The sequence below is a fragment of the Pseudomonas sp. M5 genome, from assembly GCF_016907075.1.
Lineage (GTDB): Bacteria > Pseudomonadota > Gammaproteobacteria > Pseudomonadales > Pseudomonadaceae > Aquipseudomonas > Aquipseudomonas putida_E.
The window spans coordinates 4,240,697-4,256,568 of sequence record NZ_JAFBBH010000001.1 but is presented as its reverse complement, the minus strand read 5'-3'; the positions used below and the strand labels follow the sequence as shown (position 1 = coordinate 4,256,568).

Below are 15,872 nucleotides of genomic sequence, written 5' to 3'. Positions count from 1 at the left end.
CACTTTTTTGATCAAACACGGGGGCACTGCCCAATGAGCTACAGCAAGATTCCGGCTGGCAAAGACCTGCCGAACGACATCTACGTCGCCATCGAGATCCCGGCCAACCACGCGCCGATCAAGTACGAAATCGACAAGGACAGCGACACCCTGTTCGTCGACCGCTTCATGGCTACCCCGATGTTCTACCCGGCCAACTACGGCTTCATCCCGAACACCCTGGCTGACGACGGTGATCCGCTGGACGTGCTGGTGGTTACGCCTTACCCGGTCGCACCAGGTTCGGTCATCCGCGCTCGCCCAGTCGGCGTTCTGAACATGACCGACGACGGCGGCGGCGACGCCAAGGTCATCGCTGTTCCGCACGACAAGCTGTCGCAGCTGTACGTTGACGTGAAGGAATACACCGACCTGCCAGCACTGCTGATTCAGCAGATCGAGCACTTCTTCGCGAACTACAAAGATCTCGAGAAGGGCAAGTGGGTCAAGATCGAAGGCTGGGAAGGCGCCGACGCCGCCCGCGCCGCGATCACCAAATCGGTCGCTGCCTACAAGGGCTGATACCGGTTGCACCAAGCCCCGCTTCGGCGGGGCTTTTTTGTGTGCGCTGTCCCGTCCTGAATAAGGTTTACACCTCCCATCCCGAATTTCCGGAGAGTCAGATGGAACAAGGTGTAAAGCGCACACAGCGTGATTACTCGCTGTCTTTTAAATTGGCGGTGGTTGATCAGATTGAAAAAGGCGAACTGACCTACAAGCAGGCCCAGGTGCGGTACGGCATCCAGGGGCGGTCGACGGTTCTGGTATGGTTGCGTAAGCACGGTCGGCAGGATTGGAGCCAGGGGGCCTCGATCCGCGACGAGAGGAGCTGCGCGATGTCTGACCCCAAAACGCTCACTCCAGAGCAGCGGATCAAAGAGCTTGAGCAGCAGCTTGAGCTGATGAGCCAGAAGGCCCAGTTCTTTGAAACTGTCGTTGATGTTCTGAAAAATGACTATGGTGTCTCGATCGTAAAAAAGCGATCCGGCAAGTCCTCTCGCAAGGTCAAGTCGCAGGACTGAGCATTGCCAGGGCTTGTCAGTTTCTAGGTATCAGTCGACAGGCTTACTACAAACGTAATCGAGCTGCCGATGACAAAGAACGCCAGGCAGACCAGGTGGTTGAGTTTGTACGGCAAGTCCGGATGCGCCAGCCTCGTCTAGGCACACGCAAGCTGCACTATCTGCTGCATTGCCAACCTGACAGACGATTCCAGGTCGGCCGAGATAGGCTGTTCCAGGTCTTGGGAGAGCGCCGTTTGCTAGTGCTGCCTAAGCGGGCCTACCACAAGACAACACAGAGCTTTCATCGCTTCTACCGCCATCCCAACTTACTCAAGCCCGGCCCAAGCCAGGTCGTTCCGACAAGGCCGGAGCACGTCTGGGTTGCCGACATCACTTACCTGCCCGCACGTAACGGGCCGCTGTACCTGAGCCTGGTAACGGATGCGTACTCCAGGAAAATTGTTGGCCACCACGTCCATGAAAGCCTGCACGCCGAGTCAGTAGCGCAAGCCTTCAGGCAGGCTTTACGAAAGCGAGGTCGTCGCCAGCCATTGGTCCACCATTCGGATCGAGGAATCCAATATTGCTCAGCGCTATACCAGTCACTGCATCAACGGCACGGCGTTCAGTGCTCCATGACTGATGGGTATGACTGTTACCAGAACGCGCTGGCCGAGCGAGTCAATGGAATCCTCAAGATGGAACTTCTGTTGAGCAGCCCTGAAGATCTGGAGCAAGCGAGACAGATGGTTGACGAGGCAGTGCAGATTTACAACACAGAACGGCCTCATATGGCCCTGAAAAACAAAACGCCCGATGCGGTGCATCGGGCGTTTGAGGCCTGTCGGCCTACCTGAGCTGGTGTAAACCTATTTCAGGACTAGACACGCGCTGCAATGGTAAAAAATCCTACGCAGTCCTAATCCAGCGTCCTACCGTTAGGCGTTTTTCGTACACATCACGTCAACACCCGGTTCATATCCCTACTGGCACCGCGCCGCTACACTCGGCTGCATGAAAACCTCCGGTGACCGCCTCAAGGCCCTCCTCCACGAGTGTGGCCTGACCTCTTCCGACTTCGCCGCCCAGCGCGGTGTGACGCCCCAGCACGTCAACAACTGGTTCAAACGCGGCGTTCCCCTGGCTCGCCTGGACGAACTGGCCGACCTGTTTTGCGTACACCGCCGCTGGCTACGCAGCGGCGAAGGCCCCAAACACCCCAGCTCGATCCTGCGCACCTGCACCCTGCCGCCCGCCTCGGACAATTCGCCCACCTCGCTATCGACCCGGGCCACCCGGCTCTTGCAAGTGCCGTTTCAGCAAGTGCACGACGGCAAGCTGGTAACTCTCGACGGCAAATACCTGCAACTCCCGGTTGAAGCGCTGCAGGCCTTAGGCGTGGCAACAGAAAATGTCGTCTGCCTGGCCATGCCAAGCCAAAACATGGCGCCGTGGGTGCCACGCGACGCGATACTGGCCATTGACGTCAGCCAGACCCGGGTCAAGGACGGTGAAACCTATGCCCTGCTGCACAATGGCGCACTCAGGGTGAACAGCCTCAGCCTCGGCCACAAGGGCACCCTGTGCCTGCACAGCCATGACCGGCGCAACTACACCGTGGAACGCTTCACCCCTGCCCAGCGCCAGGCACAGCACTTGAAGATACTCGGCTGGGTTTTCCACTGGTCGCATTTTTCTCAGCAACGCCCCGAATGAAACACCCTGTGCCATTTTTTGCTGGGCATCCTGGGCAGGCCCTTGTATGCTACGCGCCACATTCAGCCCCGACCGGCGCAAGCCGCAGTCCAGAGGGCTCGGCAACGTTTCACACGAACGTTCGCCATCTCTTTCAGGCCCTTGATGGCCACACAGTTAAGGCGGTTGCGGCTTACCATAAATTAGCCGGAAGCGTCCCCGAGAAGCCGGCCACAAGCCGGCTTTTTAATGCCTGCTGTCCCGTCCTGAATAAGGTTTACACCTCCCATCCCGAATTTCCGGAGAGTCAGATGGAACAAGGTGTAAAGCGCACACAGCGTGATTACTCGCTGTCTTTTAAATTGGCGGTGGTTGATCAGATTGAAAAAGGCGAACTGACCTACAAGCAGGCCCAGGTGCGGTACGGCATCCAGGGGCGGTCGACGGTTCTGGTATGGTTGCGTAAGCACGGTCGGCAGGATTGGAGCCAGGGGGCCTCGATCCGCGACGAGAGGAGCTGCGCGATGTCTGACCCCAAAACGCTCACTCCAGAGCAGCGGATCAAAGAGCTTGAGCAGCAGCTTGAGCTGATGAGCCAGAAGGCCCAGTTCTTTGAAACTGTCGTTGATGTTCTGAAAAATGACTATGGTGTCTCGATCGTAAAAAAGCGATCCGGCAAGTCCTCTCGCAAGGTCAAGTCGCAGGACTGAGCATTGCCAGGGCTTGTCAGTTTCTAGGTATCAGTCGACAGGCTTACTACAAACGTAATCGAGCTGCCGATGACAAAGAACGCCAGGCAGACCAGGTGGTTGAGTTTGTACGGCAAGTCCGGATGCGCCAGCCTCGTCTAGGCACACGCAAGCTGCACTATCTGCTGCATTGCCAACCTGACAGACGATTCCAGGTCGGCCGAGATAGGCTGTTCCAGGTCTTGGGAGAGCGCCGTTTGCTAGTGCTGCCTAAGCGGGCCTACCACAAGACAACACAGAGCTTTCATCGCTTCTACCGCCATCCCAACTTACTCAAGCCCGGCCCAAGCCAGGTCGTTCCGACAAGGCCGGAGCACGTCTGGGTTGCCGACATCACTTACCTGCCCGCACGTAACGGGCCGCTGTACCTGAGCCTGGTAACGGATGCGTACTCCAGGAAAATTGTTGGCCACCACGTCCATGAAAGCCTGCACGCCGAGTCAGTAGCGCAAGCCTTCAGGCAGGCTTTACGAAAGCGAGGTCGTCGCCAGCCATTGGTCCACCATTCGGATCGAGGAATCCAATATTGCTCAGCGCTATACCAGTCACTGCATCAACGGCACGGCGTTCAGTGCTCCATGACTGATGGGTATGACTGTTACCAGAACGCGCTGGCCGAGCGAGTCAATGGAATCCTCAAGATGGAACTTCTGTTGAGCAGCCCTGAAGATCTGGAGCAAGCGAGACAGATGGTTGACGAGGCAGTGCAGATTTACAACACAGAACGGCCTCATATGGCCCTGAAAAACAAAACGCCCGATGCGGTGCATCGGGCGTTTGAGGCCTGTCGGCCTACCTGAGCTGGTGTAAACCTATTTCAGGACTAGACATGCTGTTAATGCATCATGCCCAACTCGGCATCATCCATCAGCGCCTTGGCCATGGCACTGAGGTAATGCGAAGCCCATATCATCATGGGTTTCTCATCCATCAGGCCAATTATGGTCAGTTCCCGCACATACCCCATCAACTCCGACGCTTGCTCCCGGGCATCCTGGCATGGAATGCCGGCTTCGATGCGGAACAGTGGGTGGCTGTGGTCTTCACCCTGGAAGAAGGTGGTCTTGCCGACAGTGAATTTGGTCGTGTGAGTGGTCATTGCTCAAACTCCTTGAAATTTCCGCTGCCCGGCCTGGCCTCATCGCCGGCAAGCCGGCTCCTACAATGCCCGCAGCGCTGCTGAACCCTGTGGGCCGGCTCAGGCGGCAGATCATTTAAGCCTTAATGCAAGGTCCGAGGGCCTGTGGGCATCTGCACCTGGATCAGCGCCGATTCGAGCAAAACCCGTAGCGCCTCCATTTCATGCAGCGAGGTCATCATCAAGATCGATACCAGGGACTTGGGGTGCAGCAGCAGTGCCTGGTGCACCACGGTCGTGGCGCACAGCGCATAGTCCGCGGCCTGGATCAGGGTGTCTTCAAGGGAATGATTATCATGGGGTGGGTCGGGGACAATTTTAAGCATGATGTAATCTCGTCTGCGTCCTGATGGACCACCACGACATCACTTGCATTTGATGGGTGGCGGCTACGTGCAGGTCTGCAAGACCGGACAGACGAGAACCGGCAGATCCGAAGATCTCCAGCACGCAGCCACCATTGGCCGAAGCTGCCGACACTAGGCACCTCGGATAGCGCTGGGATTCGTCTGCGGGCTTGCAGGCCCGGTCGCTGATTTGGCAACGACGGGGCCAGACTAGGCCGCAGAGAAAAGCAGCACAATGCCGAAAAGGCGGTAGCAAGCTATTTCAGAAATGGACTACAAGCAACGGTAAAAATCTGAATATTTCCTGGGAAATACGTCAGAAATCGTAACGTGCACCAACCATCATGCTGCGCGAAGGCCCATAGAAGTTGAACGTCGAAATCCACCCCACCCGCGACAGGTAATCGCGGTCGAACAGGTTGTTCACGTTGAAGGTGGCCGTCAGCGTCGAGGTCTCCTTGAAATTTCCGCTGCCCGGCCTAGCCTCATCGCCGGCAAGCCGGCTCCTACAATGCCCGCAGCGCTGCTGAGCCCTGTGGGCCGGCTCAGGCGGCAGATCATTTAAGCCTTAATGCAAGGTCCGAGGGCCTGTGGGCATCTGCACCTGGATCAGCGCCGATTCGAGCAAAACCCGTAGCGCCTCCATTTCATCCAGCGAGGTCATCATCAAGATCGATACCGGGGATTTGGGGTGCAGCAGCGCCTGGTGCACCACAGTCGTGGCGCACAGCGCATAGTCCGCGGCCTGGATCAGGGTGTCTTCAAGGGAACGATTATCATGGGGTGGGTCGGGGACAATTTTAAGCATGGCGTAGCCCTCTGTGGATTCACTAGAGCCGCACTCATGACTTGCAGTGTGATGGGTGGCGGCCACGTACGGGTCTGCAAGACCGGACAGAGAACGAAAACCGGCAGGTTCGAAAACCTCCCGTACGCAGCCACCGTCAAGCGTGCTCAATGGCAAACCATTGGCTTTCGGTGATAAGCATGCGTTTTCTGTGCGGGCTTGCAGGCCCGGTCGCTGATTTGGCAACGACGGGCCCAGACTAGGCCGCAGAGAAAAGCAGCACAATGCCGAAAAGGCGGTAGCAAGCTATTTCAGAAATGGACTACAAGCAACGGTAAAAATCTGAATATTTCCTGGGAAATACGTCAGAAATCGTAACGTGCACCAACCATCATGCTGCGCGAAGGCCCATAGAAGTTGAACGTCGAAGTCGACCCCACCCGCGACAGGTAATCGCGGTCGAACAGGTTGTTGACGTTGAAGGTGGCCGTCAGCTTCGAGGTGACCGGGTACGACAGCATCGCATCCACCGTGGCGTAGCCCGGTGCGTCGATGCGCACGCCGCCGCTCTCGGAATGGAAGTTGCTCATCGCCGAGACGCCGCCACCAATGGCCAGCCCGGTCAAAGGCCCTTGGCTGATGGTGTACTTGCTCCACAGCGACGCCTGGTTGCGCGGCATGATGAAGAAGGTAGTTTCGGCATCACCGTCGAGGGTTTCGGTTTCCATCCAGGTGTAGCCCGCCAGCAGCTCCCAGTTCGGCGTCAGCTTGCCGCTGACTTCCACCTCGGCGCCCTTCACGCGGGTCTTGCCCGATGCCACGGAGAAACCGGTGTCTACGCCATCTTCATCATATTCGGTGCTGGCGCGGTTCTCGTCGGTCAAACGGAATACCGAGACACGCGTATTGAGGTCGCCGCCAAAGTAACTGCTCTTGAGGCCAAACTCATACTGCTCGCCTTCACGCGGTTTGAGTACGCGGCCATTGCTGTCGGTATCTGACTGCGGCTTGAATACCTGCGAATAGCTGGCATACAGCGCATGGTTTTCGGTCAGGTCGTAGACCACGCCACCGTACGGTGTGAACCGTCCATCCACGCGTTTGTTGTCATCGACAGTCGAAGCAGTGCTCAGGGTAGTGGTGTAGAAATCACCGCGATACCAGCTGAAGCGGCCACCAGCAATCAGCGCCAAACGCTCGACCGGGCGGAAGGTGACCTTGGAGTACAGGCCGTACTCTTCCTCCTGCATACCGGTTTCGGTGCTGTAGTTCGGTGACGGCTTGGCGAACTGGGTCGGCGAGTAGCTGTTGACGTTGATGGCCCCCAGGTTGGTGGTGCCGTTGAGGTACTCGGTGTCGTAGTTCTTGTAGTCGGTACCCACCACGAATTCGCTGACCTGGCCGAAGGTTTCGAACGGCTGGCTGTAGCTGGCATCCAGCGAATAGGTATCCTGGGTGAAGTCTCGGGCGCTGGCGCGCTCGGAGTTGGCACCGGTGGTGGCATTGGTCGCAGTGAAGGCATAGAGGTAGTTGGTGTCGCGGTGCGAGCCACGGGCGGCGATACGGCCATAACCACCGTTGTCAAAGCGGTGCGTCAACTCGGCAACCAGGTCGGTGGTCTTGCCGTCGAAGTAGTTCCAGTCAGCGCCAAGGAACTTCGAATGGCTGAAATCCGGGACCTCACCAGACAGCGTTGCCGGGTAGCCGTTGTGCGGGGTGATGTTCTTCACTTCGTGGATCAGGCCGAACGACAGCTGGGTGTCGTCATCAAGGTCGATGTCCAGCGCGCCGTAGTAGCTGTTGCTGGTGTTGGCGTTGTAGTCCACTTCACCATTGGTGTCGTCCCGCGATGCAACGAATCGCCCGCGCACCCGGCCTGCATCATCCAGCGGCCCGCCCAGGTCGATTTCTTCGTGGTTGGTGTCCCAGGTGCCGTAGCTGGCTTCGACGTGGCCCTGAAACTCGGCGGTTGGGCGCTTGCGCACCATGTTGACGATACCGCCCAGCTCGCTGGTGCTGCTGAACAACCCCGCCGGGCCGCGCATGATCTCCACGCGGTCGAATGCCGCCAGCGACGGCACGGTGCCAAAAATACTGGCCATGGGCGCCGGCAGGCCGTCGATGTTGAACTCGCTGTACTCGTAACCACGGGCATAGATCGACGACCGCCCGCTGTCGTTGGTCAGGGTGCGCAGGCCCGCAGTGTACTTGGCCAGGTCGTCCAGGTGCACGAACTGGCGGTCTTTGAGGTAGTCCTGGGTGTAAACGGTGACCGACTGCGGTATTTCCTTGAGCGACGCTGGGGTCTTGGTGCCCACCGTGGCAGCGTCGACGCTGTAACCGCCGGTTTCTTCCGAAGGCAGCATGTCGTACAGGCGGTTGCCTTCGATGGTCAGCGCCGGCAGGTCGAGCGAGCTGTCCGCAGCAACCTCACTGGCGACCGTTTCGGCCAGTGCCGACAAAGAAAACGGCGCCAACAACCCCAGCATCAGCCAGCCCCGCACCCGTCGGGGGCTTCCCACACCTTTGAAACCGCTCATGACACACCTTCCGCCCAAATGATATTTAATCGCAAACGAAACACGTTGCTTTTTGCGAACGATACCGGACGAAAACTAGGGGTGCAGCAGGATTAACCTTCTTAACACTTAGGCCCGGCACGGGGCGATTGCCCTTCCCCTGCCTGCAATGGGATGATCGCCAACTGATACGAATTCTCATTCAAGACTGCCAATGCCAACCTCACTCCTGCTCGTCGAAGATGACCCACGCCTGCGTGAGGACCTCCAGCGCCACTTCCTCAACCGGGGCTTTGTGGTCAACGCCTGCGCCACCGGCCCTCAGGCGTTGAACGCGGTGCAACACAATGGCTTCGATCTGGTGTTGCTGGACATCATGCTGCCAGGCCTGGACGGCCTCAGCCTGCTCGACGAGTTGCGCCGCCAGCAGGCAGTTCCGGTGATACTGATGTCGGCGCTGGGGGCCGAGCAGGACCGCATCAGTGGCTTTACCCGCGGGGCGGACGATTACCTGCCCAAGCCCTTCAGCCTGGCGGAACTGGACGCGCGGGTCGATGCTCTGATGCGCCGGGTGGCCTTTGACCGCAGGCCGGCGGCACCAACCGAAACCGGCAAGGTAATGCTCGACCAGGACCATCAGGATGTCATTCACCACGGCAAGGCTGCCGGCCTCACTGCCTCTGAGTTTCGCTTGCTGGCCACCTTGAGCGCCCACCCCGGTGAGGCCTTGAGCAAAGCATTCCTCTACCAGACCGTATTGCACCGCGCCTACACCCGCCTGGACCGTGGGCTGGACGTGCATGTGTGCAACCTGCGCCGCAAGCTGGCCGATATCGGTGCCCAGCATGTGCAGATACAGGCAGTACGTGGCCAAGGGTACATCCTGGTCGACACGGAACACCTGTGATGCGCCGCCATCCCCTGCTGTGGAAACTGGCCGCACTGCAAGTCAGCTTCTGCCTGCTGATGACCTGGCTGATCTGGACCTGGGGCCTGTCGGTGGAGCGCAGCACTTATTTTCTGTCCCAGGCCGACCAGGATTATCTGGCGCGCTATGCGCAGCAGGCTGAACAGGCCTGGCAGCAAGGCGGTGCGGCCGGCGCCGAAGCCTTTCGCAGAAAACTGCAGCACGCCGAGAACACCTGGGCGGCATTGATCGGGCCGCACCTGCAAAGCCTCGGCACCGCGCCGCTGAATGTCGACGAGGCCAGCCGCCTGACCTTCATGCGCAAACTCGACTGGCCGATGAGCCGGCGCCTGCAGGATGAGCTGCCCTACGTCAGCATCGAGTTCCCGCAGCATCCAGAACAGGGCCGGCTGGTGTTGCAGCTGCCCGAGCGCCTGCTACCCACCGGCCTGACCCCCTGGACCCACCTCATCACTCACGGCGTTGCACCCACACTGCTGGCGCTGTTACTTGGCCTGGCGATCTACCGGCACCTGGTGGTACCGCTCAACCGCCTGCGCGACCGCGCTGATGCTTTGCGCGCGGACGACCTGGACGGCCCTGGCCTGCCCCTGCAGGATCGCCGCGATGAATTGGGCGAACTGGCGCAGGCCTTCGAACACATGGCCGGGCGCCTGCGCCAAAGCCTGGAGCAGCAACGCCTGCTGCTGCGTACTTTGTCTCACGAACTGCGCACGCCCCTGGCGCGGCTGCGCATCGCCCATGACAGTGATTTGCCCCCCGCCCAGTTGCGCGAGCGCCTGGGCCACGAGGTCAATGACATGCAGAAGCTGCTCGAGGACACGCTGGACCTCGCCTGGATGGACACCGAGCAGCCGCAGTTACGCACCGAACCGGTGCTGATGGTGTCCGTGTGGGAAGCGTTATGCCAGGACGCCTGCTTCGAGAGCGGCTGGGACCGTGCACGGCTGCCCTGCTCGCTCGGCATCGAATGCGTGGTGCAGGCCCATCTGGACAGCCTGGCCCAGGCGCTGGAAAACCTCATGCGCAATGCCATCCGCCATTCGCCTGCCGATGGCCGGGTCAGCCTCGATGGCTGGCGTGAGGGCGACCGCTGGCATTTGCGCCTGAGTGACCAGGGTCCCGGCGTGCCTCACGCTGAACTCGAACGCATCTTCAAGCCCTACCAGCGCTTGCCCGACAGCGGCGCAGGTTTCGGCCTGGGGCTGGCCATCGCCCGCCGCGCGGTCGAACTGCAAGGCGGCCGGCTGTGGGCCAGCAATGGTCATCCCGGCCTTTGCCTGCACCTGTTGCTGCCTGTTGCCCAGGAATGTTTAGAAAGTTAATACGCTTTACGCTCAATCAGGACTGATTATCATCTGGGCTCTCCCGCTTTGCGCTCCTTGCAAAGCATCGATGAGGCGCCTGATGAGCAAGATCACCCTGTCCCTGGCATTGGCGTTGGCCCTTGCGGCCCCGCTTGCCCTGGCGCAGCCGCAACGCGAGCAGAAGATGGACACTTCACTGCTGCAGCGCCAGGACCTGGCCTATCGTTTCAGCCACCTCGACCTGGACTCGGCCGATGGCCAGCGCCATTACCGCTTGTGGGTCGGCAAGCCAAACCGCCCGGCGCCCGCCGCAGGTTATCCGGTGTTGTGGATGCTCGACGGCAATGCCGCACTCGGTGCTTTGGACAGTGCGCAACTGGGCAAACTCGCAGCGGGCCAGGCACCACTGCTGGTGGCGGTTGGGTATCAGACCGAGCAGCGCATCGAGCGAACCGGGCGTACCTACGACTACACACCGGCAATTGCCGGGCTTGCAGAACAGCGCGATCCGCTGACCCACCTGCCCAGCGGTGGCGTGGATGCATTCCTGGACTTGCTTACCGAGCGCATGCGGCCGATGGTAGCCGGTGTGGCGCCCATCGACCCGCAGCGGCAGACGCTGTGGGGGCATTCCTATGGCGGCTTGGCGGTGTTGCACGCGTTGTTCACTCGGCCTGGAGCGTTCAGCGAATATGCGGCGGCCAGCCCGTCGTTGTGGTGGCACGATGGAGCTATTGTTCGGCAAGCGCGGGGGCTACAGCAGCGCTTGGGCAATAACCGACCGACGCTGTTGCTCATGCGCGGTGGCGACGAACCGTCGAGCCCGCGCGCACCGGTGCAAGGCGATGTAGAGCGGCCGACGCGCGAGCTGGCGGCTTACCTGGACAAGGTGCCGGGGTTGCAGGTGCGTTTCGAGCGGTTCGAGGGGGTGGGGCATGGGCCGATGCTGCCAGCTTCATTGCAAGAAGTAATTGAGGATATGTCTCGCTAGACCTACGCGTTCCATCAGGCCTGTCACCCCTGATACGCCAAAGGTCGCAGATCATCGGCTTGTCAGCAGGGTGGCACTGTGCGGTATGCTTGCCCGGTCTTCAGGGCGGGGTGAAAGTCCCCACCGGCGGTAAATCGAAAGATGAGCCCGCGAGCGCCCCGGCCATGCCGGGGGTCAGCAGATCTGGTGCGACTCCAGAGCCGACGGTCATAGTCCGGATGAAAGAAGGCGTCAGGCAAGGGCCATTCGGGCGCCCTTGCGCGCGCATTTTGTTCGCCCCGAGACGTTCATCGATCATTCACGAGGAGCGTTTCATGTCCCCCAAGCATCACCAGCAATTCCCCAATGTGTCCGCTGCCATCGCCGCCTTCCAGGCAGGCCGCCCCGTGCTGCTGCTCGACGATGACGACCGCGAGGACGAAGCAGATATCGTTGCCGCCGCCGAAAACCTGTCGTTGCAGACCATGGCCATGATGATTCGCGATTGCAGCGGCATCGTCTGCCTGTGCCTGGACGAAGCCACCGTCGATGCCCTGCAACTGGCACCGATGGTAGCGAACAACCAGGCTCGCCATGGCACCGGCTTCACCGTGACCATCGAAGCGGCAGAAGGTGTGAGCACCGGCGTTAGCGCCCAGGACCGCATCACCACCATCGAAGCAGCGCTGCGCTCGACGGCGCAGCAACGGCATATCGTCAGCCCCGGCCACGTGTTCCCGCTGCGGGCGCGTGATGGTGGGGTGCTGACCCGTCGCGGCCATACCGAAGGCTCGGTGGACCTGGCTCGCCTGGCAGGCCTGCGCCCGGCAGCGGTGCTGTGCGAGCTGATGAACCCCGACGGCAGCATGGCCCGCGGCGAGCAAGTGGCGGTGTATGCCCGCCAGTACAATCTGCCGGTGCTGACCATTGCCGAGCTGGCACGCTGCCGCGAGGCAATGGTGGAGCTGGAAGCTGTGCCAGCCTGATTGATCGACGGGGCCGCTTTGCGGCCCAATCGCCGGCAAGCCGGCTCCAACAGGTTCAGCACAGCCTTCTGGCATTGTGCTGTACCTGTGGGCCGGAAAAACCACCCTCAAGTTTGCTCCCCCCGCCCCGCTCTGCTAGTGTCGCGCCGTTCTGAACAGCCACCGAGACCCGTCGCCATGGCCCGCAAAAAAGCCTCCATCGATTTCGAGCAATCCCTCGCCGACCTGCAAGCGCTGGTCGAACGCCTGGAGAACGGCGAGTTGTCGCTGGAAGACTCGCTGGCCGCCTTCGAGCAAGGTATCGCCCTGACCCGCGATTGCCAGGGCGCCCTGGCCCAGGCCGAGCAAAAAGTACAGATACTGCTGGAACGCGACGGCGAGCTCGCCGCTCAGCCCTTCGATGCGGAGCCAGAGGCATGATCGGCGCCTACCAGGCCAGCAGCCAGGCGCGCGTCGATGCGACCCTTGAACCCCTGTTCATTGCGCCCACCAAGGAGCTTGAGCGGCTGTACACCGCCATGCGCTACAGCGTGATGAACGGCGGCAAGCGCGTGCGCCCGCTACTCGCCTATGCGGCTTGCCAAGCGCTGGGCGCACCGGCCGAGCAGGCCAACGGCGCCGCCTGCGCGGTGGAGCTGATCCATGCCTATTCGCTGGTGCACGACGACCTGCCGGCCATGGACGATGACGACCTGCGCCGTGGCCAGCCGACCACCCATAAAGCCTTCGACGAAGCCTGTGCGATCCTCGCCGGCGACGGCCTGCAGAGCCTGGCCTTCAGCGCCCTGCTCGACCCCCGGCTGAGCCCGCAGCCCGACGCCATCCGCCTGGCCATGGTCCAGGCCCTGGCCAAAGCTGCAGGCCCTGCCGGCATGGTCGGAGGCCAGGCCATCGACCTTGGCTCGGTCGGCGTGAAGCTGGACCAGCAGGCCCTGGAGTTCATGCACAGGCACAAGACCGGCGCGCTGATCGAAGCCAGCGTGCGCCTTGGCGCACTGGCCAGCGGCCGCGCCGAGCAGGCGCAGCTGGACGCCCTGCAGACGTATGCACAGGCCATTGGCCTGGCATTCCAGGTGCAGGACGACATCCTCGACGTGGAAAGCGACACCGCCACCCTCGGCAAGCGCCAAGGTGCCGACATCGCCCGTGACAAACCGACCTACCCGGCCCTGCTTGGCCTGGAAGCGGCCAAGGCCTACGCGATCGAACTGCGCGACCAGGCGCTGGTCGCACTTGAAGGGTTTGGTGAAAACGCAGAACCTCTGCGGGCGCTGGCGCGCTACATCGTCGAACGCCGCCATTAAGAAGCACTGGTTCCAAACCCGCACACAGGGGGCTGCAACCTCTGGTCGAATGGGCACTTTTCCCACAATGGGGTAAACTGCCGCGTCTTAACATCTATAACGACTCGCCTGATGCCCACGACGTTTCAAGAGATCCCCCGCGAACGCCCGGTCACGCCGTTGCTCGACCGCGCTGACACGCCTGCCGGCCTGCGCCGGCTGGCCGAAGCCGACCTTGAGCACCTGGCCGACGAGCTGCGCCAGGAGCTGCTCTACACCGTGGGTCAGACCGGTGGGCATTTTGGCGCCGGCTTGGGCGTGATCGAACTGACGATCGCCCTGCACTACGTCTTCGACACCCCGGACGACCGGCTGGTGTGGGACGTCGGCCATCAAGCCTACCCGCACAAGATCCTTACCGGCCGGCGCAACCGCATGCTGAGCCTGCGCCAGAAGGACGGGATCGCCGCCTTCCCGCGCCGCAGCGAGAGTGAGTACGACACCTTTGGCGTCGGCCACTCCAGCACCTCGATCAGCGCCGCACTGGGCATGGCCATTGCCGCCCGCCTGCAGAACAGCGCGCGCAAGTCGATTGCAGTGATCGGTGACGGTGCCCTGACAGCCGGTATGGCGTTCGAGGCGTTGAACCACGCCCAGGAAGTCAACGCCGACATGCTGGTCATTCTCAACGACAACGACATGTCGATCTCGCGCAACGTTGGCGGGCTGTCCAATTACCTGGCCAAGATTCTTTCCAGCCGCACCTACGCAAGCATGCGCGAGGGCAGCAAGAAGGTGCTGTCGCGCCTGCCAGGTGCCTGGGAGATTGCCCGCCGCACCGAGGAATACGCCAAGGGCATGCTGGTACCCGGCACCCTGTTCGAAGAGCTGGGCTGGAACTACATCGGTCCGATCGATGGCCACGACCTGCCGACCATGATCGCCACCCTGCGCAACATGCGTGACCTCAAAGGCCCGCAGTTCCTGCACGTGGTGACCAAGAAGGGCAAAGGCTTCGCGCCGGCCGAGATCGACCCGATCGGCTACCACGCCATCACCAAGCTCGAGCCTGCCGACAAGCCGGCCGCGCCGAAGAAGGCCAGCGGGCCGAAGTACTCTGCGGTATTCGGCCAGTGGCTGTGCGACATGGCCGCTGCCGACAACCGCCTGGTGGGCATCACCCCGGCAATGAAGGAAGGCTCCGACCTGGTTGCCTTCAGTGAGCGTTACCCCGAGCGCTACTTCGATGTGGCCATCGCCGAGCAGCATGCCGTGACGCTGGCGGCAGGCATGGCCTGCGAAGGCAGCAAGCCGGTGGTCGCGATCTACTCGACCTTCCTGCAGCGCGCCTACGACCAGCTGATCCACGACGTGGCGGTACAGAACCTCGACGTCCTGTTCGCCATTGACCGGGCAGGCCTGGTCGGCGAAGACGGCCCAACCCACGCGGGCAGCTACGACCTGTCGTACCTGCGCTGCATCCCGGGCATGCTGGTGATGACGCCCAGCGACGAGAACGAACTGCGCAAGATGCTCAGCACCGGCCACCTGTACAACGGCCCGGCAGCGGTGCGCTACCCACGCGGCACCGGCCCCAACGCGCCGATCAGTGGCGACCTGGAACCGCTGGAAATCGGCAAGGGCGTCATCCGTCGTCAGGGCGAAAAGGTCGCTTTGCTGGTGTTTGGCGTGCAGTTGGCCGAAGCCCTGCAGGTTGCCGAGCAAATCAACGCCACCGTGGTCGACATGCGTTTCGTCAAGCCGCTGGACGAGGCACTGGTGCTGGAGCTGGCAGGCAGTCATGAGCTGCTGGTGACCCTCGAAGAGAACGCCATCATGGGCGGTGCGGGGGCTGCGGTGGGTGAGTTTTTGGCCAGCCAGGCCGTGATCAAGCCGCTGCTGCACCTGGGCCTGCCGGATATCTATGTCGAGCACGCCAAGCCTGCGCAGATGCTGGCTGAATGTGGGCTGGATGCGGCCGGCATCGAAGCTTCGGTGAAGGCCCGCATGGCCAGGCTCGGCCTGTAATCCCTGGGGCCGCCTTGCGGCCCATCGCGACACAAGGCCGCTCCTACACAGGACCGCGGAATCCTGTAGGAGCGGCCTTGTGTCGCGATCGA

General features: G+C 61.3%; 15 protein-coding genes and 1 riboswitch. Of the genes, 11 read left to right on the top strand and 4 right to left on the bottom strand.

What is annotated here, in order from left to right; genetic code table 11:
• Positions 1–33: 33 nt before the first annotated feature.
• The 4 genes from ppa to JOE27_RS19365 all read left to right on the top strand — a co-directional run bounded on the left by ppa (position 34) and on the right by JOE27_RS19365 (position 4,287).
• Positions 34–561 (top strand): inorganic diphosphatase, encoded by a 528-nt coding sequence (gene ppa / locus JOE27_RS19380; RefSeq protein ID WP_003255365.1) that lies wholly within the window; start codon positions 34–36, stop codon positions 559–561.
• Between the two features lie 101 nt (positions 562–662).
• A protein-coding gene (locus JOE27_RS19375) for an IS3 family transposase (protein ID WP_125924402.1) occupies positions 663–1,900 on the top strand; the annotation gives its coding sequence in 2 pieces (ribosomal slippage) (positions 663–1,011 and positions 1,011–1,900; 1,239 coding nt in all).
• Positions 1,901–2,057: 157 nt separating this feature from the next.
• Entirely contained in the window at positions 2,058–2,759 is a 702-nt protein-coding gene (locus JOE27_RS19370; RefSeq protein WP_204919495.1) for an XRE family transcriptional regulator, read from the top strand.
• A gap of 290 nt (positions 2,760–3,049) precedes the next feature.
• Positions 3,050–4,287 (top strand): IS3 family transposase gene (locus tag JOE27_RS19365; RefSeq protein WP_125924402.1). Its coding sequence is split into 2 segments (ribosomal slippage): positions 3,050–3,398 and positions 3,398–4,287, totalling 1,239 coding nucleotides; the frame shifts between segments, so codons are not numbered across the junction.
• A 35-nt stretch (positions 4,288–4,322) separates the two neighbouring features.
• Here JOE27_RS19365 and JOE27_RS19360 read toward each other — a convergent pair.
• From JOE27_RS19360 to JOE27_RS19340, 4 genes are all read right to left on the bottom strand, one after another.
• The gene (locus JOE27_RS19360; protein ID WP_046785111.1) at positions 4,323–4,586 is read right to left on the bottom strand and encodes a DUF3077 domain-containing protein; all 264 of its coding nucleotides are present in this window, start codon (positions 4,584–4,586) and stop codon (positions 4,323–4,325) included.
• Positions 4,587–4,708: 122 nt separating this feature from the next.
• Positions 4,709–4,951: a hypothetical protein gene (locus tag JOE27_RS19355; protein WP_204919493.1), complete on the bottom strand. Its 243-nt coding sequence runs from the start codon at positions 4,949–4,951 to the stop codon at positions 4,709–4,711.
• A gap of 589 nt (positions 4,952–5,540) precedes the next feature.
• Positions 5,541–5,780 carry a hypothetical protein gene (locus JOE27_RS19345; RefSeq protein WP_115273481.1) on the bottom strand — a complete coding sequence of 80 codons (240 nt, stop codon included), beginning with the start codon at positions 5,778–5,780 and terminating at the stop codon, positions 5,541–5,543.
• Positions 5,781–6,124: 344 nt separating this feature from the next.
• Positions 6,125–8,299, bottom strand: a complete 2,175-nt coding sequence (locus JOE27_RS19340) for a TonB-dependent siderophore receptor (protein WP_204919491.1) — start codon at positions 8,297–8,299, stop codon at positions 6,125–6,127.
• A 193-nt stretch (positions 8,300–8,492) separates the two neighbouring features.
• Here JOE27_RS19340 and JOE27_RS19335 point away from each other — a divergent pair, with 193 nt between their 5' ends.
• The 7 genes from JOE27_RS19335 (at position 8,493) to dxs (ending at position 15,780) form a co-directional block, all read left to right on the top strand.
• Entirely contained in the window at positions 8,493–9,185 is a 693-nt protein-coding gene (locus JOE27_RS19335) for a response regulator transcription factor (protein ID WP_115273479.1), read from the top strand.
• Positions 9,185–10,531 (top strand): sensor histidine kinase, encoded by a 1,347-nt coding sequence (locus tag JOE27_RS19330; RefSeq protein WP_204919489.1) that lies wholly within the window; start codon positions 9,185–9,187, stop codon positions 10,529–10,531. Before JOE27_RS19335 ends, JOE27_RS19330 begins: the two co-directional genes overlap by 1 nt.
• An 82-nt stretch (positions 10,532–10,613) precedes the next feature.
• Positions 10,614–11,504, top strand: coding sequence for an alpha/beta hydrolase (locus tag JOE27_RS19325; RefSeq protein WP_204919487.1), 891 nt, complete (start codon positions 10,614–10,616; stop codon positions 11,502–11,504).
• 92 nt (positions 11,505–11,596) lie between these two features.
• Positions 11,597–11,738, top strand: a riboswitch (FMN riboswitch).
• A gap of 80 nt (positions 11,739–11,818) precedes the next feature.
• Entirely contained in the window at positions 11,819–12,469 is a 651-nt protein-coding gene (ribB, locus tag JOE27_RS19320) for a 3,4-dihydroxy-2-butanone-4-phosphate synthase (RefSeq protein ID WP_115273475.1), read from the top strand.
• 177 nt (positions 12,470–12,646) lie between these two features.
• Entirely contained in the window at positions 12,647–12,889 is a 243-nt protein-coding gene (locus JOE27_RS19315; RefSeq protein WP_008092375.1) for an exodeoxyribonuclease VII small subunit, read from the top strand.
• Positions 12,886–13,773, top strand: a complete 888-nt coding sequence (gene ispA, locus JOE27_RS19310; RefSeq protein WP_204919485.1) for a (2E,6E)-farnesyl diphosphate synthase — start codon at positions 12,886–12,888, stop codon at positions 13,771–13,773. Before JOE27_RS19315 ends, ispA begins: the two co-directional genes overlap by 4 nt.
• A gap of 111 nt (positions 13,774–13,884) precedes the next feature.
• Positions 13,885–15,780, top strand: coding sequence for a 1-deoxy-D-xylulose-5-phosphate synthase (gene dxs / locus JOE27_RS19305; protein ID WP_125923496.1), 1,896 nt, complete (start codon positions 13,885–13,887; stop codon positions 15,778–15,780).
• Positions 15,781–15,872 lie beyond the last annotated feature (92 nt).